The 25,444-nt window shown below is 35.1% G+C and carries 23 protein-coding genes and 1 pseudogene; 17 read left to right on the top strand and 7 right to left on the bottom strand.

The annotated features are described in order from the left end of the window. Positions 1-9: 9 nt before the first annotated feature. The 8 genes from IEU51_RS02735 to IEU51_RS02700 all read left to right on the top strand — a co-directional run bounded on the left by IEU51_RS02735 (position 10) and on the right by IEU51_RS02700 (position 11,145). Entirely contained in the window at positions 10-876 is an 867-nt protein-coding gene (locus tag IEU51_RS02735; protein ID WP_186087191.1) for a 2-oxoacid:ferredoxin oxidoreductase subunit beta, read from the top strand. Positions 877-1,024: 148 nt separating this feature from the next. After that, positions 1,025-2,746 carry an ABC transporter ATP-binding protein gene (locus tag IEU51_RS02730; RefSeq protein WP_186087194.1) on the top strand — a complete coding sequence of 574 codons (1,722 nt, stop codon included), beginning with the start codon at positions 1,025-1,027 and terminating at the stop codon, positions 2,744-2,746. After that, the gene (locus IEU51_RS02725) at positions 2,739-4,550 is read left to right on the top strand and encodes an ABC transporter ATP-binding protein (protein WP_186087197.1); all 1,812 of its coding nucleotides are present in this window, start codon (positions 2,739-2,741) and stop codon (positions 4,548-4,550) included. Before IEU51_RS02730 ends, IEU51_RS02725 begins: the two co-directional genes overlap by 8 nt. A gap of 63 nt (positions 4,551-4,613) precedes the next feature. Next, a complete protein-coding gene (locus IEU51_RS02720; protein ID WP_186087200.1) occupies positions 4,614-5,039 on the top strand; it encodes a RicAFT regulatory complex protein RicA family protein in 426 nt (141 codons plus the stop codon). A 61-nt stretch (positions 5,040-5,100) separates the two neighbouring features. Further along, positions 5,101-7,611, top strand: coding sequence for a DNA mismatch repair protein MutS (gene mutS / locus IEU51_RS02715; RefSeq protein WP_186087203.1), 2,511 nt, complete (start codon positions 5,101-5,103; stop codon positions 7,609-7,611). A gap of 41 nt (positions 7,612-7,652) precedes the next feature. Then, positions 7,653-9,530 (top strand): DNA mismatch repair endonuclease MutL, encoded by a 1,878-nt coding sequence (gene mutL / locus IEU51_RS02710; RefSeq protein ID WP_186087206.1) that lies wholly within the window; start codon positions 7,653-7,655, stop codon positions 9,528-9,530. Positions 9,531-9,539: 9 nt separating this feature from the next. After that, on the top strand, positions 9,540-10,415 hold the full coding sequence (locus tag IEU51_RS02705; RefSeq protein WP_186087209.1) for an alpha/beta fold hydrolase: 876 nt from the start codon (positions 9,540-9,542) through the stop codon (positions 10,413-10,415). After that, positions 10,408-11,145, top strand: coding sequence for a tRNA (adenosine(37)-N6)-dimethylallyltransferase (locus IEU51_RS02700; RefSeq protein WP_308808168.1), 738 nt, complete (start codon positions 10,408-10,410; stop codon positions 11,143-11,145). The genes IEU51_RS02705 and IEU51_RS02700 overlap by 8 nt, the downstream gene beginning before the upstream one ends. A gap of 9 nt (positions 11,146-11,154) precedes the next feature. Here IEU51_RS02700 and IEU51_RS02695 read toward each other — a convergent pair whose 3' ends face one another. After that, the gene (locus IEU51_RS02695) at positions 11,155-11,640 is read right to left on the bottom strand and encodes a thioredoxin domain-containing protein (RefSeq protein ID WP_186087212.1); all 486 of its coding nucleotides are present in this window, start codon (positions 11,638-11,640) and stop codon (positions 11,155-11,157) included. 93 nt (positions 11,641-11,733) lie between these two features. Here IEU51_RS02695 and hflX point away from each other — a divergent pair, with 93 nt between their 5' ends. The 9 genes from hflX to IEU51_RS02650 all read left to right on the top strand — a co-directional run bounded on the left by hflX (position 11,734) and on the right by IEU51_RS02650 (position 21,385). Beyond that, positions 11,734-12,954, top strand: coding sequence for a GTPase HflX (hflX, locus tag IEU51_RS02690; RefSeq protein WP_186087215.1), 1,221 nt, complete (start codon positions 11,734-11,736; stop codon positions 12,952-12,954). Between the two features lie 2 nt (positions 12,955-12,956). Then, positions 12,957-14,180: a methionine gamma-lyase family protein gene (locus tag IEU51_RS02685; protein ID WP_186087218.1), complete on the top strand. Its 1,224-nt coding sequence runs from the start codon at positions 12,957-12,959 to the stop codon at positions 14,178-14,180. A 128-nt stretch (positions 14,181-14,308) separates the two neighbouring features. Continuing rightward, the gene (locus tag IEU51_RS02680; protein WP_186087221.1) at positions 14,309-15,265 is read left to right on the top strand and encodes an NAD(P)-dependent oxidoreductase; all 957 of its coding nucleotides are present in this window, start codon (positions 14,309-14,311) and stop codon (positions 15,263-15,265) included. Between the two features lie 24 nt (positions 15,266-15,289). Next, on the top strand, positions 15,290-16,915 hold the full coding sequence (locus tag IEU51_RS02675) for an L-lactate permease (RefSeq protein ID WP_186087224.1): 1,626 nt from the start codon (positions 15,290-15,292) through the stop codon (positions 16,913-16,915). Between the two features lie 55 nt (positions 16,916-16,970). Next, complete coding sequence (locus IEU51_RS02670; RefSeq protein ID WP_186087227.1) at positions 16,971-18,260, top strand: MFS transporter; 1,290 nt, start codon at positions 16,971-16,973, stop codon at positions 18,258-18,260. 410 nt (positions 18,261-18,670) lie between these two features. Further along, positions 18,671-19,654 carry a tyrosine-type recombinase/integrase gene (locus IEU51_RS02665; protein ID WP_229713806.1) on the top strand — a complete coding sequence of 328 codons (984 nt, stop codon included), beginning with the start codon at positions 18,671-18,673 and terminating at the stop codon, positions 19,652-19,654. Between the two features lies 1 nt (position 19,655). Continuing rightward, positions 19,656-19,970: a helix-turn-helix domain-containing protein gene (locus IEU51_RS02660; RefSeq protein ID WP_186087229.1), complete on the top strand. Its 315-nt coding sequence runs from the start codon at positions 19,656-19,658 to the stop codon at positions 19,968-19,970. A gap of 11 nt (positions 19,971-19,981) precedes the next feature. Further along, positions 19,982-20,353 carry a hypothetical protein gene (locus IEU51_RS02655; protein ID WP_186087232.1) on the top strand — a complete coding sequence of 124 codons (372 nt, stop codon included), beginning with the start codon at positions 19,982-19,984 and terminating at the stop codon, positions 20,351-20,353. 678 nt (positions 20,354-21,031) lie between these two features. Next, positions 21,032-21,385, top strand: a complete 354-nt coding sequence (locus IEU51_RS02650) for an ArsR/SmtB family transcription factor (RefSeq protein WP_186087235.1) — start codon at positions 21,032-21,034, stop codon at positions 21,383-21,385. Here the strand turns inward: IEU51_RS02650 and IEU51_RS02645 are convergent. From IEU51_RS02645 to IEU51_RS02620, 6 genes and pseudogenes are all read right to left on the bottom strand, one after another. Next, complete coding sequence (locus IEU51_RS02645) at positions 21,370-21,537, bottom strand: hypothetical protein (protein ID WP_186087238.1); 168 nt, start codon at positions 21,535-21,537, stop codon at positions 21,370-21,372. The two genes, IEU51_RS02650 and IEU51_RS02645, sit on opposite strands and share 16 nt — an antisense overlap. Before the next feature lie 81 nt (positions 21,538-21,618). Further along, positions 21,619-22,929, bottom strand: coding sequence for a serine hydrolase (locus tag IEU51_RS02640; protein WP_186087241.1), 1,311 nt, complete (start codon positions 22,927-22,929; stop codon positions 21,619-21,621). 29 nt (positions 22,930-22,958) lie between these two features. Beyond that, positions 22,959-23,261 carry a hypothetical protein gene (locus IEU51_RS02635; RefSeq protein WP_111715687.1) on the bottom strand — a complete coding sequence of 101 codons (303 nt, stop codon included), beginning with the start codon at positions 23,259-23,261 and terminating at the stop codon, positions 22,959-22,961. Positions 23,262-23,263: 2 nt separating this feature from the next. Next, positions 23,264-23,494: a helix-turn-helix transcriptional regulator gene (locus tag IEU51_RS02630; RefSeq protein ID WP_408634871.1), complete on the bottom strand. Its 231-nt coding sequence runs from the start codon at positions 23,492-23,494 to the stop codon at positions 23,264-23,266. 276 nt (positions 23,495-23,770) lie between these two features. After that, positions 23,771-24,025, bottom strand: a pseudogene (locus tag IEU51_RS02625) (anion permease); the annotation flags it as partial. A gap of 94 nt (positions 24,026-24,119) precedes the next feature. Then, positions 24,120-25,358, bottom strand: a complete 1,239-nt coding sequence (locus IEU51_RS02620; RefSeq protein ID WP_186087247.1) for an MFS transporter — start codon at positions 25,356-25,358, stop codon at positions 24,120-24,122. Positions 25,359-25,444: the final 86 nt, after the last annotated feature.

The raw sequence follows: 25,444 nt of genomic DNA, 5'->3' as shown, positions 1-25,444 counted from the left end.
ATGAAATAAATGGCAACATTTAAAGATTTTAGAAATCACGTGAAGCCAAACTGGTGCCCCGGTTGTGGACACTTCAGTATACAAGCAGCGATTCAACGTGCAGCAGCGAATAATGGAATCGAACCAGAAGAACTTGCATTAATTTCTGGTATCGGATGTAGTGGGCGTGTGAGTGGTTATATTAAATCATACGGTTTCCACGCAACACATGGTAGAAGTTTACCACTTGCTCAAGGTGTTAAAATGGCTAACGATGATTTAACAGTTGTAGCATCAGGTGGAGACGGAGACGGTTTTGCAATTGGTATGGGCCACACGGTTCATGCATTAAAACGTAATATCGATATCACATACATCGTTATGGATAACCAAATTTACGGTTTAACTAAAGGACAAACGTCACCATCTTCAAGTACAGGGTTTGTAACTAAATCAACACCTGATGGATCGATTGAAGCACCTATTGTACCGATAAAAACAGCGATGGCATCTGGTGCAACATTTGTTGCTCAAAGTGTTTCAAGTGATATCAAAGGACTTACAAAAATCATTGAAGAAGCAATGAACCATAAAGGATTCAGCTTCGTGGCCGTATTTAGTCCATGTGTCACTTACAATAAAGTAAACACATACGATTGGTTCAAAGAACATATCGTACCTATTGATACAATTGAAGACTATGACGAAACAGATTCGAATGCTGTAACTCGTCACATTAATGAACATGAAGGTATGTTAACAGGTATTCTTTATAGAGACACTGAGAGAAAATCATACTCAGAATACATTGATGGTTATTTAGATGAAACACTTGTTGAACGTGAACTGAAACTTGAACAAGATCAATTTGACGATATTATGGCAGCATTTAAATAATTATATTCACGACATCTTCGGATGTCGCTTTTTTTTATATGTATTTTTAGAAAAATCAAACATCAGTCAAATGATTGATGTCATCTCACTTCATTTTATGTCATACTAGAATAAACAATTCGATTTCCGAAATAAAAAGAGGGGTTCCATGAAAACTGTCTTTCGTTATGCTTTGAAATATAAGTGGATTATCATACTCGGGTTAATCTTAATGCTCGTTGAACTCGGAGTAGAGTTAATTCAACCTCTCTTCATCAGAGGTGTAATTGATGAAGGGATTCAACAAAATAGCTTAGAAAAAGCTTACTTATATCTATTCTTAATGCTTGGAGGAAGTGCCGTTTCGTTTATTGCTGGTATATTTAATACATACTTTTCGAGTTACGCAACGAACGCATTCGGTAACGACTTAAGAAATGCGATATTTAGAAGAATCCAAGGATTTAGCCTTGGTACGCTTGCGAAATTTAATAGTTCTACATTAATCACGAGACTTACACAAGACGTATTAATGTCAGAGAACCTGGTGTTCATGGGTATGAGAATCCTGCTCAGAGCACCACTAATGGTTATCGGTTCTCTTGCGATGTCATTCGTTGTAAATGTAAAACTTGGGTTTTATCTAACAATACTGACACCAATTTTATTTGTTTTCTTACTTATAACAGCGCATTACGGTGCGAGAATCTTCTCACGTATTCAGAGAAGACTCGATGGTATTAACAGATTCTTCCAAGAAAACTTATCTGCGATGACACTCATAAAAGTGAATAACCGTATGGAATATGAGTCGAGTAGATTTAGTAAGACAGCAGGGGATCTTCGTGATGATATGATCTTTGGTTTACGACTTATGGAATCAATTCTACCTGTGTTACTACTCATCATGAACGGTAGTTTATTAATTGTATTATATATTGCAAGAGATTTACTAGAATCATCAAGTATTCAAGTCGGTGAGCTTGTTGCGGTTATCAACTATGCGCTTAGAATGCAAGGCGGATTCTCAATGTTCAGCTGGCTGATCATCGCAGCAACAAGAGCAAAAGCTTCTGCAGACCGTATTGAAGAAGTTCTTGAAGCACCAATTACTAAATATGAATATGAGGATTTTGAAAAGACAATTACAGGTAGTTCTGTAGAGTTTAAAGATGTGTCATTTAAATATCCAAATGATACACTCATGGCCTTAAAACACATATCATTTAAAGTTGAAAAGAATGAAAACTTTGTCATCATGGGTGCAACAGGAGCAGGTAAGAGTACGCTCGTAAACTTAATCCCACGCATGTATGATGCAACTGAGGGACAAATTTTAGTTGATGATAAAGACATCAAGGAATGGAACATTGTAGAACTTCGAGAAAAAGTAGGATATGTACCACAATCCGCGATTCTCTTCACAGGTTCTATTTATGAGAACATGCTCTGGGGTGATAGAGAGGCGCATGAAGACAGTATCTACGATAGTACAATGAAAGCACAAATTCACGATTCAATTTTAGAATTTGATGATCAGTACAAAACGCAAGTTGGTCAACGCGGTGTGCAATTATCTGGAGGACAAAAACAAAGACTCTCAATTGCACGTGCATTAGTGAAACGTCCAGCTGTACTTATTTTAGATGACAGTACTTCTGCACTTGACGTCTCAACGGAGACGAGTCTATGGGAAGCAATCGAAGACGTAGAAGTGACTAGAATTGTCATCACACAAAAGATTTCTACAGCAAAAGCTGCGGACCGTATACTTCTCTTAGATGAAGGAGAAATCAGTGCGATTGGTACTCATGAAGAACTTGTAAGAAAGTCAGAACTCTACAATAAAATTGTGCAGTCACAATCGGAGGGAGGGTCATTTGATGATTAACTTCTTAAGAGAACCATTTGGTCAAAAGCGTATACTAAAAAAAGAAGATATCGGAAACAAGAAGAATAAACGTCGTGCGAATGACTTTACCGGTACACTGAAACGACTGTGGCAGTTCATGCGTGGAGAAAGAAATGTCATTATCTTCATCGTATGTATTGTCGTAGTGACGAGTTTACTTGGAATACTAGGACCTTATATTGTTGGACAAATTATCGATAAATATTTTGTTCCAGGAAACTTTAGTGGGGTAGGAAAAATCCTATTATTTCTGCTATTCATATATATCTTGCACTCACTGACAACATTGACACAATCATTCTTAATGGTTGGGGCATCACAACGTACGATATTTAATATGAGATACGAGTTATTTAACCACATGCAGTACTTACCAATTGATTTCTATAATAGAAGACAACATGGTGAATTAATGAGTCGTATGACAAACGATATTGAGACACTCTCTCAAACATTGAACTCATCATTCATACAATTCACGACAAGTATTATCACACTGATCGGTACGATTTCTGTAATGCTGTATTTATCTCCATTATTAACAATCTTAACGGTGACAATTATTCCGTTACTTGTTGTAGGAATTAGATTTATAACAAACCGTACAGGTCCGTTATATAAAATTCGCCAAAGAACGACTGGAGAATTGAACGCATATATTGAAGAAGTCATTTCTGGTCAAGAAATAGTAAAAGTATTCTCGCAAGAAGAACGCGTTATTGAAGAATTTGAAGTAAAGACAAAAAATTTAAGAGATGTTACATTCTGGGCAAACCTTTATTCAGGTATGATTCCTAAATTAATGAACGTTTTAAATAACTTGAGCTTTACAATTGTTGCAGGTGTCGGTGGGTTACTCGCACTTACAATGGATAACGTCGTGACAGTCGGTACAATTGTAGTGTTCGCAGAATACGCGAGACAATTTACACGACCACTTGCAGATCTTGCTAACCAATTTAACCAAGTGTTATCAGCAATTGCCGGAGCTGAGCGTGTGTTCCAAATTATTGACACTGAAGTTGAAGAAGATAGTGGTTATATAGAAAATGCAAAAATTAAAGGTTCAATTGAATTTAAGGATGTCACATTTTCTTATAATAAAGACCAACATGAGCCAACAATTAAAAATGTATCTTTTGACATTAAGAATGGGGAGTCCATTGCTTTAATTGGGGCGACTGGTGCTGGTAAAACAACGATTGTACAGCTCTTAAATAGATTCTATGATGTCGATCAGGGTGTAATTGAAATAGATGGCATACCGATTATGGATTATAAACGTGATGTATTAAAAGACAATTCAGCATTCGTACTTCAAGATCCGTTTCTATTTAAGACATCAATTAAAGAGAACATTAAGTACGGTAATCTTGATGCAACAGACGAAGAAATTGTTGAAGCGGCTAAACGTGCAAATGCGCATAGCTTCATCATGAAACTTTCTGACGGTTATGACACAATTATTGACGAAGAACATACAAGTCTATCTGTCGGACAGAGACAACTTGTCTCAATTGCACGTGCATTTGTCAGAAATCCTAGTCTGTTATACTTAGATGAAGCCACATCTTCTATTGATACAATCACTGAAATTGAGATTCAAGAAGCATTAGAAGAGTTAATGAAGGGACGTACATCAATTATTATTGCACACAGGTTAAATACTGTGCGTGCAGTAGATCGATTAATCGTACTTGAAAAAGGAATTATCAAAGAAATGGGTTCTCACGAAGAATTACTAAGTCAAAAAGGAATCTATTATAAAATGGTGAATGGCTAATGTTGAGTAATCGAGTTAAACACTTTATAATGAAGACAACGACTAATTAAAGGTGAGAATTAAATGTATACAAAAGATGAAATAGTAAATGCAGCAAAAGAACTCGGTAAAATGATTGCTGAAACTGACGAAGTTAAATTCTTTGAAAAAGCTGAAGCAAAAATCCACGAAAATAAAGATGTAAGAGAAAAAATGGCGTCATTACGTTCTCTACAACAACAATCTGTAAACTTCCAAAGCTATGGTAAAGACAAAGCACACCAACTTGCTGAGAAGAAGATTTCTGTACTTGAAGAAGAACTAGACAACATGCCAATTGTAAATCAGTTCATGGATGCACAAGATGACGTGAACAGTATCTTACAGATGGTGTCACATGCAATCAGCAGCACTGTTACACACGAAATCATTGAACGTACTGGTGGAGATCATCTTGAAGGTGAAACTGGTGCAGCAATGGCAAATAGACCGAGCAAGGACGTTAAATAAGAACTCATAGAGGCGATTATATTCGCCTCTTTTTTAAATTTTTATAATGGATGTGTAAGAAATGACGAACGTAACCCCGATGATGAAACAATATTTTAGTATCAAAGAAGACCATAAAGACGCGCTTCTTTTGTTTAGACTTGGCGATTTTTATGAACTCTTCTATGACGACGCAGTGACTGCTGCAAAAGTATTAGAAATTACGCTTACTACTAGAGATAAAAAGAATAATATACCTATGGCAGGCGTGCCTCATCATTCTGCAAAGGGGTATATCGAAAAACTTATCAATCACGGATACAAAGTAGCAATCTGTGAGCAGATGGAAGATCCTAAAGAAGTAAAAGGTATGGTGAAGCGAGAGGTAGTGCGTATCATTACTCCTGGGACTCTGATCGATGACTTTGGAATTGACTCTGGAGAGAGTAACTTTATTTTATCTGTCTATTTTAATAATCAAACATACGAAGTGTCTTATAGTGATATATCAACTGGAGAAATTTACCAATTCGACACAACTGATTTAGAAGTAGTTACAAGTGAAATCAGACGTATCACGCCTCGAGAAATCGTAGTGAATAGTCACGCTCTAAAAAGTGTCCGAGATATGTTTTATGAACCGCCGATGATTACAGTTAAAGATACATTTGAAACACATGATATTGAGTTAAATTCAGATGTTTTAAATAGAAACGCAGTCGATTTACTTCTTTCTTACATTGAAACGCAAAATATGAAACCACTAGAGCACTTAAAACCGGTAGAAAAATATAATGTACACGCATATTTAAAGTTGAACTATGCAGCATTATCTAACTTAGAGTTACTCGAAAACTTACAGACGAAAAAACAAAAAGGATCGCTTTATTGGTATCTTAACCACACAGAAACGCCAATGGGCAAAAGAAGACTGCGTCGTTTAATCGAACAACCATTAGTGAATAAAGAAGATATTATCAACCGTCAAAATATCGTCGAAATTCTTCTGGATAATTTCTTGCCTAGAGAAGACATGAAAAATCTTCTTAACAACGTTTACGATATTGAAAGGCTTGTCGGTAGAATGAGCTTCGGTAACATTGATGTGAAAGGACTTATTCAACTGAGAGATTCGCTCGAACATCTTCCTGAAATAGAAACTTTACTAATAGAAACGAAACTTACGGACAACCACATTTTCAGAAACTTCGATAATATGAGTGATATTTACAACACTCTAAAAGTTTTAAAAGATGAAGCCCCAAAAACCATTCGTGAAGGTGAAATCTTTAAGTCAGGTGTGAGTGAAGCGCTCGATGAGTTAAGAGAAATCCGTGATAATTCAAGAGTTTGGCTTGAAAATTATCTTGAAAAAGAACGTGAACGCACAGGCATTAAAAACATGAAGATTGGTTTCAACAAAGTATTTGGATACTTTATTGAAATATCAAAAGGGCAAGCGACTTCATTTGACTCAGATGCATATGGCTATACAAGACGTCAGACATTAACGAATGCTGAACGCTATATTACCGATGAGTTAAAATCTATGGAAGATAAAATCTTGAAATCAGAAGATGAGAGTATCTTACTAGAATATCGTATGTTCCTAGAATTAAAAGATATGCTTAGTGAGCATATCACGAGACTTCAAATCATTGCTGAACAACTTGCGATGCTCGATGTCTTTATCAGCTTTGCGACCGTAGCAAACATGTATAGACTTGTAAAACCAGAGTTTAGTGATTCTATTTTAGAACTGAAAGACTCAAGACACCCGATCGTTGAAAAGATGAGTGGAGAAACGAATTATGTACCAAACGATGTGAAACTTGACCAGGATACGGGTATCTATTTAATCACAGGACCCAACATGAGTGGTAAGAGTACGTACATGCGTCAAATAGCACTCATTGCGATCATGGCACAGATGGGGATGTTTGTTCCTGCGAGTAAAGCAACAGTTCCAATCTTTGACGCGATTTTCACACGTATCGGTGCTAGCGACGATCTATCGAGTGGTAAATCGACATTTATGATTGAGATGATGGAAGCAAACGAAGCATTAAAACACGCAACGAAAGACTCTCTTTTAATCTTCGATGAGATAGGTCGCGGAACGTCAACATATGACGGTATGGCTTTAGCTGAAGCAATGCTTTTATACATTCATAATAAAATCGGTGCAAAGACACTATTTTCAACGCACTATCATGAATTGACTGAGCTTGATAAGAGACTCCATAGACTTGTTAACGTACATGTAAAAGCGACAGAGCACAATGGAGAACTAATCTTCTTACACAAAGTAGAATATGGTGCAGTAGAAAAGAGTTACGGTATTCATGTCGCCGAACTTGCCGGATTACCGCTTGAGGTCATCGTTGAAGCGAGAAATATATTGAGTACACTAGAAGTGAATGAAACGTCTAATGTGAGACAATTAGAACTCGATTTAATGGATAATGATACGAGCAAATTCGATGACACAAATACTGAAATATTAGAGCAAATCAAGAACTTAAACATCAATGAATTATCACCACTTGATGCACTCATGTTTATCGATAAAATAAAAAAAGAAATGAAGTAGCGTGTGCTTGAGTTAATAAATAGTGTAAAGGAGGATATATCTTGGCAAACATTCAAGTATTAGATCCGATTATCACAAATAAAATTGCTGCTGGTGAAGTTGTAGAAAGACCGAGCTCCATCGTAAAAGAACTCGTCGAGAATAGTATCGATGCGAATGCGAGTTATATTGAAGTCTTCATTGAAGAGAGTGGTATGAAATCAATTAAGGTTATCGATGATGGTGATGGCATTTTAAAAGAAGATGCATCACTACTATTTGAACGACACGCGACGTCTAAAATTTCATCGGATTATGATCTCTTTTCCATTCGCACGATGGGATTCAGAGGAGAAGCACTTGCGTCAATCAGCTCTGTTTCTAGAACGATCGTGAAGAGCTTCAACGAATCGAGCGCACCATTCTTGATCGAAATGTATGGTGGTGAAGAAGTCGTTCGTGAACCAGCTGCTGAACGTAAAGGCACCGAAGTTATCGTTCTAGACCTATTCTTTAACACGCCGGCACGTTATAAGTATGTAAGTAGTTTGACGACTGAAGCAGGTAAAATTATTGATGTCATGCAGAAGTTTAGTTTTAACCATCCAAATATTAGTTTTAAACTGACGTTCGACGGTAAACAGAGATTTAGAACTAAAGGGAACGGAAATCTAAAAGAGATTATTGCAGATATTTATGGCATAAACACCGCAAGAATCGCCCTTCCAGTCGAAGCGAAATCACCGGATTATTCATTAACAGGTTATATCATTAGACCCGAAATGACGAGAAGTAATAGAAACTATATTAATATCTCAATCAATAACCGAATGATTCGTGACTTTAGACTAACGAATAGTGTGATACGTGCATATCACACACTTTTAGCAAAAGATAAATACCCAATCGTCATTTTAAACGTGGATATGGATCCGAAAATCGTAGACGTCAATGTACATCCTGCTAAAACTGAAGTCAGAATTTCTAAAATAAAAGAACTAGAAGCACTGATAGAAGAGTCAATTAAAAAAGTGCTTCATGGCGAGACCTTGATCCCTGATTCAATTGAACATACAACGTTTCAAAAGCCTAAGATTGAAAAGCCACGTATAGAACAAGAAGCAATTGATTTTAGTTCAATTACTGATGGTATCAATCCATGGATTCAAAGAGAAAAAGACTACTCAAAAGAGAATACTGATAGTGAAGACAAAACTTTTAGAGATAATATCTTAAGTTATAACAATAAAAATGTGGACAGAGAGGTACCACCAAACGTATCTAGAGCAAATGAATCTATACCACAAAGCTTTAAAGACGATACTAGAGGAGTAACAGAAGTAGAAGTAAAAAAAGAAAGACTTCCGTACTTTGAAATCATTGGACAGTTTCATGGTACATACATCTTAATGCAAAATGAGACAGGACTTTATTTAATGGATCAACACGCTGCACAAGAGCGCATAAAATATGAGTATTATTATAATCATATTAAAAACCGCGACGAAAAGGTGCAACTACTGCTTCCTTATACATTTGAGTTCGCATATGATGATGTCATTAAAATAGATGAAAAACTCAATGACTTGAAAAATCTAAGCTTCAAAATTGAGAAGACTGGCATGAAGAACTACACAGTCGTAGAATACCCTAGCTGGATTAATCAAAAAGATCCTGAGGGCGATATTCGTGCAGTGATTGATTTTATCTCTAACACAGATCACTTTAGTGTGGAAGACTATAAAGAAGAAATGTCTATCATGATGAGTTGTAAGGATTCAATTAAAGCCAATCATTATCTTGATAAAAGACAAATGCAAAATCTTTTAGATGAATTAGGTCAATGTCATTCACCATTTACATGTCCACATGGAAGACCAATCATCATTCACTTTACAACATACGAAATCGAACGCATGTTTAATCGAATTATGAAATGAGGAGAGTATGTGTTTACAGTTCAAACAGTAATAAGAGAAGATACAGAATTTAAAGTGAGAGTATATGCTCCAGAGAATCCAAAAGCGTGTATTCTCATATTACATGGAATGGCTGAGCATAAAAAAAGATATCATTCAATGTTGCAATATTTCTATGATAATGATATTTATGCAGTCATTTATGATCATAGAGGTCATGGTACAAGAAAAAAAGAAAAAATCGGTCATTTTGATTCATTCTCTGATCTTGTCGAGGATGCGAAGGCAGTTTTTGAAATGTTACCGGGTGACATGCCAAAGTATGTACTTGGTCACTCAATGGGGAGTATCGTACTCAGAATACTTCTTAAATATATTGAACCAACAGGTGCTATTATCATTGGAACTGGAATGAAAAATCAACTGACAGATTCAATCGGCGGGAAATTTATTTCGAGACTAGCGCATCAATTTCCAGTGAGACGTAGTCCAGTGATCAACACGCTTGGTTTTTTAGGTTACGACGCGCACTTTAAAGGTAATACTAGAAATAGATGGCTTTCAGAAAACTATGCAAACATTCATGAATATAACAGAGACCCGTTAAGTGGAAATTTGATGTCGAACACTGCATTAAAAGAAACATTGGAAGCAATTCAAATCGCTGATAGAGAATCATTTATAGATACGTATAGTAAGTCTGCAAAATATCTTTTCATCTCTGGGAAAGAGGACCCCTTCGGACATTATGGAAGAGATATAGAAATACTAAAAGATAAATATACGGCAACAGGTTTAGATGTCTCCGCCTATTTATTTGAAGGGTATCGACACGAAGTATTAAATGAGGGTGCTAAATATGACATTTATGATTTGATTATAGAGTGGATGATTAATAATGAATAAAAAAATCATTGTCTTAGTTGGACCAACAGCAGTAGGGAAGACCGCCCTTTCTATCGATATCGCAAAAAAATATGACCTTGAAGTCATCAGTGGGGATTCTATGCAAATATATAAGGGTATGGATATAGGAACTGGAAAAATTACTGAAAGTGAGATGGATGGTGTTAATCATTACATGATTGATGTGATTACACCAGAAGAAATTTATTCAGTTGCTGAGTTTCAAAGAGATGTAAAAAGCCTTATTGATGAGTCATATGCTAAAGGAAAAATTCCGTTCATCGTTGGGGGAACAGGATTTTATATTCAAGCGTTGCTTTATGAATTTGAGTTTGATAAAGACAATGAAACAGACACAGATATTAAATATGATGCGTTAGTTATCGGTTTAAATAGAGACCGAGCTAAGCTTTATGAAGCAATTAATGCGCGCGTTGAAGAGATGTTTGAAGCGGGATTAGAAAACGAGGTAAAGAAACTTTTTGATAATTATACATTTGGACTCACTGCAAGTGGTGCAATTGGTTATAAAGAGTTTATTCCATACTTTGAAGGAAGTCTAACTCTAGAAGAAGTAAAAGAAAATATACAGAAGAATTCTAGGAACTATGCGAAACGTCAGCTGACTTATTTTAGAAATAAGCTTCCAGTCATATGGTTTGATACAGATGAAGACAGAAAAGAAGATGTGTTTAAAACAATCGACCAGTTCTTAGAAAAAAATATATAGAAGGAAACGTTATCCTTCTATATATTTTTGTATAGAATTCTCTAATTCGTCCAAAGAACGTTTAGAATTAAATCGTTTTACTATGCGGCCTTCTCTCGAGATTAAAAACATAGTGAATGCACGTTTAATTTCATTCTTAAAAATTCGGTTTTTACTTTCAGTAAGATACCGAAACAGTGGATGAGTATTGTCTTTATCTAATTGAATTTTTTTCATAACTTGAAAATCTATATCATACTTGCGATCAAAATCTTCTTTTAAATCTTGGTCTTCTAAAATCATGCCCTCAGAAAATTTATTAGAAGGGAAGGCGAGGATTTCTAATCCAAAGGGTTGATATTTTTTATATAAGTATTCTAACGTTTTAAATTCTTCGTAGTAAATATCATCTGAATTAGTATTTAAAATCAGTAGAACACGGCCTTTGTAGCGGGAGAGTGGGACTTCTTCATAATCATTATTCAAAACTGAAAAATTATATAAAGTTTGTTTCATTATTTTAACCACCTATAATTATCGTCTATAGATTATAGACTAAAAAGAGAATTACTAAACATTTTATAGAAAATTGAATGGAGTGAGTGGATTTTGACATTTAAATATAAAGGCGTCATCGTTGCTGTAAATACAAAAGAAACGTATAAAATCGAAACAGAAGTTCATGAACTAAAAGAACTTGCTGAATCGATTGATATCGAAGTGATTGGTACGCATATCCAAAATCGTTCACGACAAGATCGTAAGTTTTATGCCGGTAGTGGATTTTTAGATGAAGTGAGAGCGATGTATGATGATATCGATTACGTGATTGTGAATGATGAAATTCTCGCTTCACAAAATCGAAATATAGAAGCTTTATTTGATGCGTCCGTGATTGACCGTACACAAGTCATTTTAGATATCTTCAGTCAAAGAGCAAAGTCGCGCGAAGGTAAGCTTCAAGTCGAACTTGCTCAACTAAATTATTTAGTGCCTAGGCTAAGAGGTCAGGGGATTAATCTATCAAGACTTGGTGCCGGAATTGGTACGAGAGGTCCAGGTGAAACGAAGTTAGAGACTGACAGAAGACACATTGGAGAACGTATCAAAGAAGTAAAACACCAATTGAAGACAATTGAGAAACATCGTGAGAGTTATCGTGAAGACCGCAATAAAACACTTGTTACGAAATTTAGTTTGATTGGATACACGAATGCTGGAAAGTCAGCGATGTTTAATACTTTAACTGAAGCGGATGAATTACAAGAGAATAAACTGTTTGCGACTCTGGATCCAAAAACAAAGCGCTTAGAATTTAATACAGGGCTAGAAGTATTACTTACGGATACAGTTGGGTTTATCCAGAAACTACCCACGATGTTGATTGAAAGTTTCAAATCGACATTAGAAGAAGCAGCGGACAGTGATTTTCTCATTCACGTGATTGATAACAACAATGAGGATATTATGAGTCAGTATCGTACAGTAAAAGCACTTATTGAAGAACTAAAGATGGGTGATATTCCGCAAATTGTATTTTTCAACAAGAGTGATTTAAATGATGAACTCAGATTCATCCCAGAAGAGAAATATACGTTCACAAACTATCATATGAATAAAGAAGACATCAAATCTGTGTTGTTGTCATTGATTGAAGAACATTATTTTCCGTATAAACGACATTTAACAATGGCACAGACAGATGAATTATATACGTTAAAACGAGATACGTATGTTAAAAAAGAAACGTTCAATGAAGATACTTTGAAGTATGAAGTTGAAGGGTTTGCAAAAGATATGAGTATCGTTAAGAGAACATTGAAGGAGTAAACATGAATAATTTTGATTTAATACAAGAAACGTTATTAGAAATTGATCCAATTATAAAAGAAAATAAGAAAATTGCTTATTTTAATTTTAAAAAAGTGATGTCAGCATTTAGAGCGCATTCTGTGATGGAGAGTGATTTTTACGGTACGACTGGATATGGATACGATGATACAGGTCGAGATAAATTAGAAGATATTTACAGAGATGTATTTAAGGCAGAGGACGCAATCGTGCGTTCACAAATCATTTCAGGTACACATGCCATCTCACTTTCATTGCTCAGTCTCCTAAATAAAGGAGATGAGTTACTTTACATCACGGGTACTCCGTATGACACTTTAGAAAAAGTGATCGGAAATAGTGTAGATGACGTAGGGAGCATGATGGAATCTGGAATCAAATTCAATACTGTTGACTTAAAGGAAAACACATTTGATACTGAAAAAATTCTAGAAAGTATAAAACCGAATACTAAAATTATTGGAATCCAGCGTTCACGCGGATACAGTGAGCGTAAATCAGTAACGATTTCTGAAATAGCTGCAATTATTAAAGAGATAAAAGACAGACATAAAGACATCATTATTTTTGTAGACAACTGTTACGGAGAATTTGTTGAAACAAGAGAACCTGTTGAAGTTGGAGCAGACGTTGTTGCAGGAAGCTTAATTAAAAATCCGGGTGGTGGACTCGCTAAGATGGGTGGGTACATCGTTGGTCGTGAAGATTTAATTAAACGTATCAGCTACAGACTCACTGTACCAGGAATTGGTAAAGAAATGGGTGCGACGCTCACTGGATTGAACGAAATGTACCAAGGATTCTTCATGGCACCCCATGCAGTCATTGAAAGTTTAAATGGTGCAGTTCTCATGAGTAAAACATTAGAAAAACTTGGATTTACAACCAATCCAAGTTTTGATGCGAGACGTACAGACATCATTCAGAGTGTCTATTTTAACAATCCAGACGAAATGATCACGTTCATTCAAATGGTTCAAAGTGCGTCACCAGTGAACTCAAGATTCCTACCGATTCCAGATCAAATTCCTGGATATGAAAATGAAGTCATCATGGCGGCAGGAACGTTTGTGCAAGGTGCATCATTAGAACTTTCAGCAGACGGGCCAATTAAACCACCGTATATTGCCTTTGTACAAGGTGGACTCACAATAGAACATGTGACTTATGCACTCGAATATATTTTAGATGGTTTGAATAAATAAAAGACTCTTTTGTTAAAAACATACAAAAGAGTGTAAGGTGTTTTGTACTTTATAGACATACTAAAAGTCGTGTATAAAGCTATACTATTAAGTTAAGGATGAAATTTTATTAAAAGGGGATGATATGTATGTTAGTAAAATTATTAGAGCCTTTAAACGTAAGTGATGAAACAATTGAAACACTTGCGAAAGAAATAAAAGATTTAGGTCATGAGTTCGAGTATTACAATACAAAAACAACTGACACAGAAGAACTCGTAGAACGCAGTAAGGATGCAGATGTCATCATGATCGCAAACAATCCGTATCCAAAAGAAGCGATTGAAAATAACCCTAATTTAAAACTAATCAATGTTGCATTTACAGGAGTAGACCATGTTGAGCTTGATGACAACAGTGACATTTTAATTTGTAATGCAGCTGGATATGCGAATACAGCAGTTGCAGAACTCGTTATTGGTTTAGTATTAGATCTTTATAGACAAATCACTAAAGGTGACAAGGATACAAGAAGAGCAGAAGACTTCCCTGGTGCATTCCAAGGGCGTGAAATTAAAAATAAAACAGTAGGTATTATTGGTACTGGAAAAATCGGTGTTGAAACCGCAGCTTTATTTAAAGCGTTTGGTGCAAAACTCCTTGCAGCAAATACTTCATCAGTAAACAATAAAGCACTAGAACTTGGTGTAGAGTACGTTTCAATGGATGATCTCTTAGAACAATCGGATATTGTTACACTTCATGTGCCTGCAACAAAAGATACAAAGCACATGATTGGTAAAGAAGAACTTGAAAAAATGAAATCAAGTGCGATTTTAATTAACTGTGCGAGAGGTCCAGTTGTAGACAATGATGCACTTGCGGATGCATTGAACAATGAAGTGATTGCCGGTGCTGGACTCGATGTCTTCGACATGGAACCACCGATTCCAAGGGATTATAAAATACTCTCAGCAAAAAATACAATCTTAACACCACATGTTGGTTTCTTAACAGATGAAGCCATGGTACTCCGTGCTGAAACAGCATTCAAAAATACAGTGAACTTCCTAAATGGAAATCCTACAAACCTTATAAAAAAATAACAATTAAGAAAGATTGATGAACACATGTGGTTTCAAGAATATAACCCAATTGGAAACGAGATCCTAAGTGGACTCGTTGCTGTAATACCTATTGTAGTTTTTTTACTCGGACTAACCGTATTTAAGTTGAAAGGGACAATTGCTGCGTCTTTGACACTTATTTCGGCGCTTCTAATCACAACATTCGTATATAAGATGCCAATTGATGCAGCATTACTTTCACTCATATTAGGGGTAGGTAAAGCGTTATGGCCAATTGGTTATATTATTATCATGGCAGTTTGGTTATATAAGATGTCTGTAAAATCCGGAAAATTCGATATTGTTGGTAAAACGATTATCGGAATTTCAAATGATCAACGCATTCAATTGCTCGTTATCGGGTTCTGTTTCCTTTCGTTCTTAGAAGGAGTTTCTGGACTCGGTGTACCGATTGCCATCTGTTCGGCATTACTTGTTTCACTAGGATTCCATCCAATTAAAGCAGCTGGCTTCTGTTTGATTTCAAACGCTGCAACTGGTGTATTTGCAACAGTTGGTATTGGAGTATTTACTGGTGCAGAAGTTGGAAATATGCCTGTGTCTGAACTTTCAGCACTTACAGCCTTATCTGTACCTGTGATTGCATTCATTGTTCCGTTCTTACTAATTTTTATTCAAGATGGAATCAAAGGTGTTAAAGAAATTTTCCCAGCACTGATTACTGTTAGTCTTGTATTCTCAGTATTCCAGTTCTTAATTGCGACTTTTGTTGGTCCAGAACTTACAAACATTATTCCATCTCTACTTGCGATGCTTACACTCGCACTCGTAATGAGAAAATGGGAACCGAAAAATGTGTATTATGAGCCTAATGCAGATCGCACAAAAATAGCTGAAAAATTATCGTTTAAACAGCTATTAAGAGGATGGTCACCATTCTATTTCCTTACCATTGTAATTGGTATCTGGAGTTTACCATTCTTCAGTAAACTATTTGCTGAAAATGGACCTTTATCATTCACAACACTTCATATCAAGATACCTAACTTGCATGAACGCATAATACAATCTGCACCGATTGCTTTAGAAGAAACAGCGATGCCAGCGATATTCCACTGGGATATTATTTCTTCAACAGGTACTGCAATTCTAGTAGCAGCAATTATTACTTCTACAGTATTCTCAGAAATTACAATGAAAGACCGTGTCGGACTCTTTGGTGAAACACTAAAAGAATTAAAGACACCATTAATCATTATTATTTTAGTATTATCATTTGCAAGCCTTTCAAATTACTCTGGATTAAGTGCATCTATTGGATTAGCACTCGCAAATACGGGAATGTTATTCCCACTATTTAGTCCATTACTTGGTTGGCTAGGGGTATTCTTAACGGGATCAGTAGTAAACAACAACGCATTATTTGCAGGTCTTCAAGTTGTGACAGCAAAACAACTTGCATTAAATCCATCATTATTTGTAGCTGCGAACACAGTAGGTGGTGCAATGGCTAAACCAATTGCACCAACGTCACTCGCAATTGCAGCAGCAGCTGTTGGACAAAATGGTAAAGAATCAGAAATACTGTCATTTACGCTAAAGTATAGTTTACTGTTAATAACAATCATCTGTATTATTAACTTTATGCTTGCATACACAATGACTTAACAACAATTGGTTTTAATGATTTAAAAAATAAAAATATATTTAGGAGAGGTTTCTTTTGAACAATTCAAATACTGCAGTATCCAATAAATATTGGATCAAGATAGTTGTACTGTTCACACTTGGTTGGCTCGTAATCTATGCGACACGCCAAGTCCTCGCACCATTAATTCCAACAATCATGGAGGAATTCAACTTATCTAACAGCCAAGCTGGTAACATCATGTCTATATTCTTTATTGGTTATACATTATCTCAGGTTCCATCAGGAATTATTGGAGATAAAGTTGGTCGTAAGACTATGGTTATTATCGGTACAATCGGATTTGGTATCTTCGCAGCACTGACAGGTATGATGACAACATACATCCTGTTCATTGTTGCATGGTTCTTAGTTGGTTTATTCCAAGGAATGTACTACGGACCACAATATGCATTATCATCTGAAGCAATTCCACCCGAAAGAATCACTTTAGGTTCTGCATTAATTAACTCCGGTATGGCATTCGGTACTTCAATCGGTATGTATATTTCAACAATCACTGTGTTTGACATGGGACTAGACTGGAAATGGCCATTTATCATTATTTCTATCCCGGTAATCTTACTTGGTATTGTAATGTTGTTCTTAGTTAAAGAACGTGCACCACATATCGAAGCAATGAAACAACAAGAAAAAGAAAGTGGCGCAGAAGTAGTTGTTGAAGAAAAACTTAAGATCATTGACTTATTTAAGAAGCGTAACTTAATCTTAGCGTTCATCACAATTTTCTGTTCAATCTACGGATTCTTCGTAATCTTAACTTGGTTACCAACGTACTTATTAAACGAACGTGGTGTACAAGGTTCAGACGTTGCATTCGTAACATCTTTAGTACCTTGGGCTGCAATTCCTGGTTCATTAATCCTATCTTGGATTTCAGACAAACTAGGTCGTCGTAAACCAGTATTACTCGTAATGCTACCAGTAGCATTCATTTCAATGATTTCTATCGTATTCTTCGATAGCATGACTGTATTATACGTTGCGTTAATCCTTTACGGATTATTCGGTAAGATCTCAACTAACCCTGTGTTAATCGCTGTAGTAGCAGACGCAGCTCCACGTGTTGGATTATCTACGTCATTTGGTGTATATAACTTCATCGGTATGTCAGCGTCAATCTTAGCACCAGGACTTACTGGTTGGATCACAGACGTTTCAGGAAGCTTCAACATGGCATTCTACGTAGCAGCAGGATTTACATTAGTAGGTATTATCGCATCATCATTACTCGATGAGTCAGATAATATTGACAGAATGAAAAAGCATAAGAAGCTTGAACTTCACACAGAAGAAGCAAACTAATAAATATATAGTTTTTCACCCATCAGTATTTATCAATTGATGGGTGATTTTTTTGAATTTTTATTAATAGATAAACACAAAATAACTCCTGACATTGTCGTCAGGAGCGTGAATTTAATCTTATTTAAATGCCGACGGGAAAGGTGAAATATCGAAGTTGAATATAATTGGTAAAAATACAATTGAAACAATGATGATAACACCGTAGAATGAGCAAGTTGCCCGTTTAGTAATCATATGTTACATTAGGTAAAACCTAAAAAAATAGGTAATACCTAAAAAAATTAGGTAATACCTAAAAAAGGGGTTATTAAATGGGGAAATATCCTTTTCTGTCGGTTATTAGCAATACACAAGAAGAATTATCTTATCCTACATATTAAGAATCTAGAGAATACCAAGCGAAATTAATGGGGTTATGGGAACAGCAACAACGTGTTTTGGGTTATACAGAGAGTACAATCGCTCTTGGAATAAATTGTTTAAATGAATTTTTAGATGTCTCCAATAAGTTTATATGGGAAGTTGATATGTTAGATGCAGATCAATTTTATTTAGGTTTAGTTGGAAGAGGATTAGCTTATTCAACAAGGAGGAAGTATCAATCCACTATATCAAGCTTTCTAGAATATCTAAAGTCCAGACATGGATATGAGATATGGGAAAAATACAGAGTTCAAGTTCCTAACCTATTCTATAAATTTAATCGTTACTATCACAGAAAAGATGATCATAATGGCAAGGTAATACCACCGAGACCTGAAATATTAGAAAGGTTTTGGGATGGGTTGAAGCATGAAATGAAAACTGCAAGAAAATATTCTACTATCGCGAGGGATTATACAATTTTTAGAATGCTCGAGCTAACAGGTTTAAGAACTCACGAAATAATCATGATGGATGTAAAAGATTGCCGATTTGATTTAGGTGAAAAAGGAAAAATACATGTACGTTTTGGAAAAGGATCTAAAGGGTCAGGATACAAGCGTAGATGGGTAACTATGTTAGATGGTGTAGATTTACTTATCAAGTGGTACTTGGAAGGAGTAAGACCTCTGTTCGTTTCTAATACAGAAGGTTCCTTATTTTTATCAGAAAGTGGTACAAGATTAAGTAAGCATACAGCTCGAAGAAGTTTGACGAGAAGGCAAAAGAAAATGGGCTTTACAGAAGAGGAAGTATTTAGTCCTCATCAGTTGCGGCATTCATTTGCAACACGACAAACAGAACTTGGTGTAGATTTATTGACCCTTAAGGAACTGTTAGGACACGCTGATGTTGCCACTACATTTAATTATTCTAATCCTGGTTCATATCATTTAGAAAAAAGGGTGAGAATGGCACAGGAGAAGTGGAAAAACCAATTATTAAACTTTAGTAAAGAAGGTGAATGACATGGCAATTGAATGGAGACTAAGAAAAGTCATGGCAGAAAAGGGGGTTTGGTCTGGTGCGGAATTAGGTAGATTATTAGAAGATAAGGCAGCTTATAAGCTTTCTCCTCCTTCTATAAGTGCCCTCATCACTGGTGAACCAAAACAAGTAAAAGCACAAACAATGGATGCATTATGCACTGCACTTGAATGTACACCAAATGATATATGGGAACATACTCCTACACCTGTTAATAGACTTGAAAAACCAACCAATACCGAGCTGAAAAAGGTTGTTAATGAAATGAATTCTAATGATAAATTACCACCAATTTAGGAGAAGATAGAATGAGCAATTTTATTTGTAATCGGTGTGGGGGACAACTAAACAATTCAGAAATTAATAAAAAAGCTACAATTTGTCACTTGTGCTATTCTAAAGCACGTGTGGAAAGAATACAGACAGCTGAATTCTTAAATACTAATTTTGAGAAAACAAGGAGTGCAAAATTATTTAATAAATATGTCCTGTATTTAAAAGAGATTGATATTAGTGTGGAAACGATTCGTAAACACAGTGGTAAAGTTTTAAAGATTTTTCAAATAGCAGAAAAGGAATTTATCAAGCTTTCCGATATTACGGAAAACTGGTTATTAAATATTATAGAAAAAATAAGAATGTTAAAACTGTTAAATCAAGTTTATTCAACTTTTTATTAAAAGAAGATCTTCTTACTTTTAATGAAGACCAAAATCTTCTCTCAAGTATAACAAGTTAATAGAAATAATCCCGAACGGATTTAAGCGTCTATTAGAAATATATTTTAAGGAACGGATGGAATTAAGAAAGAGGCAATTAAAGTTTCAAGCAAGAACTCCATTATCTTTGTTAACCGTAAAGACGGATATGGAAATTTTTGTACGATTAGTGCGTTGGCTTCAAGAGAATAAAAGTCATCTTACATCATGGGATACTGTACAGCAAGAGGATATACATACATTTCTCCTTAGTTTAACACCTAAACATCGTGAAATTGTAAGAAAGGATTTGGTATATCTTTGACGCAAGCATCAAGATATGGAAAGTTAGAGGATTATCTTATCGAAGAACAAATCCAATCTGGAAGAGAATTTTTACATGGTCAGTAAATTCAAATAGATGGATCTGAAAAGTCATATAATAATGGAGACTAGTTTAACATCACCTTTTATTGAATGATTATAAAAAGTTTGTGATAAAATCTACTTAAACTAACGGGCAGTTATGTTTAAGATACTTTAAAATTTGGTTAAAATCTCCGAAAGGATTGGTTTCTAACATTAGAAACCAATCCTTTTTATTGTAATATTAATTACATATCAATCAAACAAACAGTCATTTGAATAAGGAGGGTAATTATGACAAAAGATATGTGTGAAGTTACCTGTATTCATGAAGATAAGGTAAACAGGGCTAAAAAAGACCTTGCTAAACAGAATCTTATGGATGTAGCGAAAGTTTTTAAGGCTCTGTCAGATGATACAAGGGTTAAAATTGCTTATGTTTTGTCTTTAGAGGGAGAATTATGTGTTTGTGATGTAGTTAATATCATTGAATCTTCAACGGCTACGGCATCCCATCATTTAAGATTATTGAAAAATTTAGGTATTGCAACATACCGCAAAGAAGGAAAATTAGTCTATTATTCACTGGATGATGAGCATGTTAAACAGCTCGTAGTAAAAGCCTTCGAGCATCAGAAGGAGCTATGAAAGTTGGATAATACAGCAGCAAGTATCAAACCACCGCATACTCCCCCGAAAAATATGAAAGCAATCATAGGAATTACAGCATCAAATACCATCATACCAGCCAACGCCCACACAAAAATATACGGTAAAAATAATGACAAATTTATTTTCATAAGTCCCACCTCCTTTAAATGTATTATTAAATAGTTCTGACTACTAAAATCACTCCTTTTTAAAACCACATCAGTAAAAAATTACGATTCAGAAAGTTCTTTTTGAACTCTTTGACGGTAGGTTTTGTCACCAATTAATTTTGACTCGAAGGAATTTAAATTATGACTGAGTCGAATCTGCTGCCAAATGTTTAAATCATTTGTGAGAAGAACTATTTCTACTTTGTTGCCATTATGCTCTTCTGCGTACATTGCATCATTTAGTATAAATGCTGTCGATCCACCTTTTGCACCGAGATGACTGAAACGTTCCTGATTTGCTTCATTTACTTCCATCGGCCATTCAAGTAAATCTCTAACGATTTGATTTGCACCTGTTGGTAGTTCATCATTGGAAATAATCCCTAATAATCTTCCGTAATCATTCGCTGATGCCCCAATTAGGCGATCCGACCATACTCTTTGTAAATCAAGCGGCATATCAAAAGTATGGTCTTCAATATTGAAAGTTCCATCTTTCATTTGTTGGCTTAATTCTTCAGCTGTTTCTCGATACATTTCCATCGGCATCTTTTCTAGCTCTTCTATTAATTTATTTTCATCTTTTTCATTATTTTTTAGATAATCTGGAATTAGAAGACTGCCAACAAGTGGATAAATCTCCTCATGGCTTGTAAGTCCAAGAGATTGAGCTTGCTCATTGATCGAATCAATACCAAGTACATGAATAAGATAATCGGTATTAGCATTGGAGCTATAAGTAATCATTCCTTTTGCAACATCATGCAATGTTATTTCATTATTAACGATTTTCCCTTCGTCTTCCATTGTTTTAAGCCAAGATTCATGTGCATTCCCATCTGTATCCTCATAATAGAACTTATTAATCTTATCTAGGGATACGTAATTATCCTTATTGAGTATTCCTTCCTCCAACTGCATCGCATATTCGACAGCTATTAGTATTTTTACTGTGCTAGCTAAAGGGCGTACAACATCTGATTGATAGGTAATTAATTCCTCACCATTTTCCGCAACATAGAGGGAGGACGACTCTGGATAATCCTTCAGATGATTAAGTACATAATCAGGATTATCTCGAAATACGGAATAGCCTGCAATTCCAATAACTAGAATAATCGCTCCATAAATAATTAATCGTTTCTTTGTATATGTTTTTTTATCGAATAAAATCATTGCAATGGCACCAAATATAAATGCAATTAAAAAATTAACGTTAAAAATCATAACCGCAACGATAATACCTATCACAATAACGATTGTTATAATTGCTTTTCGTACCTCTTGTTTTGTCCTATTTTCTTTTGATAATAAGGGGATAAGGGTAAATATAATGATTCCTGTCAACCCAATCCATGAAAATATATTCATCTAAAACTTCCTTTCCACATTTATCTGTGTTAATATCTTCTTTTTAATACCGTTAGGATACTAGCATGAAGAATCATTAAACCTGTAATTAAAAACCAAATGGCTAATTTATATGTTTCATAGTCCAGATGACTAATGAACTGATCATATAATTCAATTAAAAACCATCCAAGAGGTATTAACGGAAAAACAAGACCATAAGATTTATTTGAAATACTTTGTCCACGTTCATCTTTATTCTCTTCTCCCATTTCGAATTTTAAAGAAATAAACACTGCAACAAAGAATATTAATACATATACAACACGTAAAATGGCTAGGAAAATATCCATATTTATTTCTCCTCCTCTATTTCATACTGAAAAACATCATGTAAATCTACACCAAATAGAAGTGCAATATCGAATGCTAACTTCAAGGATGGATTGTATCTATTTTTTTCTAGGGATATAATGGTCTGCCTACTGACACCTAATTTATCAGCGACTTCTCGTTGTGATAAGCCTCTTTCAGCTCTTAATACAACAATTCTATTTTGAATTTTTCTATTGTTATTTAATGGCACCTTCAATCACCTCTTATACTATGATAGTAAAGTATTTAGTACAAAAAGTAAAGTATTTTTTACCTTTAGTACTAAATACTTTACCATAGGTTTTTAAGTAAAACGCAGTAGAATGTTTATCAAACAACTAATAGTAAAATTGAAGTAAAACTATTTCGTGCTTTAAAATACATATAAATGAACCAATAAAAAAAGAATTCATTTTGATTATTTAATATCAAATGAATTCTTTTTTATGGCAATGTCGAACTTATATAACCTAACATGATCATTTCCAATCCAAGCAATGATGTTGAGCCAGAATCCTGCTGATACCATATCCTTGATGGATACTTTTCCTGTACCAAACACAATCGCGTTTGGAGGTGTTCCAACTGGTAACATGAATGCACAGTTTGCAGCTATCGCTGCTGGTGCCATTAGAATCATTGGGTGTACATCTAATGTAATTGCGAGTGCACCAAGTAATGGTAAGATCATTGTAGCTGTTGCAGTATTTGACGTGATTTCTGTAAGCATCAATAAGAGGATTATATCAAATAATCAGAAAATTGAAATCGTTTCCATTAATACATATAAAAATAATAGTAAGGATACTTTAATCCTCACTATTATTTAAGATCTATTAATTTGCTACTTTGTTTTTTCTAGTTGCAATTACTATGAAGAATAGAACAACTGCTACAAGAAGTAATCCAGATCCAATGTAGAATCCAAGTACTTTAGATCCAGTTGTATCTCCGATGAAACCTGTTAACCATGGCGCAACAATAGATGATGCCATACCAAATGTGTTAAAGATTGTGAGTGCTTTTGCAACTTTAGCTTGTGGTACAGAGTCTGATACAAATGTAATCAACACTGGGTCAATTGCAAGTTTACCAAGGAATCCGTATAACACTAATGCAACGTAAAGTACCCATGGGTTTGGTGAGAATACTGTTAAACCAATAGTAATTGCTGCTGCTAGTAATAACATAACGATTGTCATGTTACGTTTACCAGGGTTTTTATCTACAAATCTTGAAAAGAATAAAGCCCCAGGAATTGCTGTAACTGCAACAATTGCTGCTACGTACCCCACTGAACCTTGGTCGAAACCTTTTTCGTCTACTAAAAACGCTGGTAACCAAGTAACGATCATATAGTAACCATAACATACTGCGAAGTATGTGAAGTAAGTTACTAAGTGAGTTGCAGTAAATAATTTAACTGCTACGTTTGTGTCTTCTTCGATTACGCTTGCAGTTGTTACTTGTTCAACAGTTTCTACATCATTCTTGTCACTCTTGATGAGTAAGAAGAACAATGCAGTTACTGCTAGAATTATGATTCCTGCACCATAAAGCATGAAGTTCCATTGGATATCTAAAGCTCCTACTAGTACTGAAGACCCAATTAACCCAATTACCATACCAAGTGCTGAACCTGAGTTGATGATTGCGTTAGCTGTACTCTTGAAGTGTTGTGGAACGTGTTTCGCTGAAAGAGAGAACGCTGAACCATAGTAACAACCTGTAGAGATACCTGCTAAGATTGCTCCCAGATAAACTTGCAAGATTCCAGTTGAAGTTCCAATGATGAATGTCGCTAATGCAAACCCTATAAATGCAGGGATTAAAACTGTTTTTTGTCCGAACTTATCAACTAAAAAACCTGACGGAATTTGCATTCCTGTATATGCAAAGAAATAACATGATGCGATTAACCCGATTTGACTTTGAGAAACATCGCCGAGTGCTTCTTGTAATTGTGGGTAGATTGGAGTAAGAATCGTTCTATATATCCAAATTGCAACCCAACCAAGTACAAGTGCTACAATTATCTTTTTATAATAATTGTTGTTTAAATCACTTTGTGACATTTTCTTAACCTCCTATTGAATTTTATATATTGATGGTAATATGAAAAATTAAAAAAATCATTGTGCGACATGCACAATGATTAATT

Origin of the sequence: Phocicoccus schoeneichii, assembly GCF_014635565.1 — a bacterium.
Taxonomy (GTDB): Bacteria; Bacillota; Bacilli; order Staphylococcales; family Salinicoccaceae; genus Phocicoccus; species Phocicoccus schoeneichii.
The sequence above is the reverse complement of the archived record's forward strand: the minus strand, read 5'-3'. Positions and strand labels throughout refer to the sequence as shown.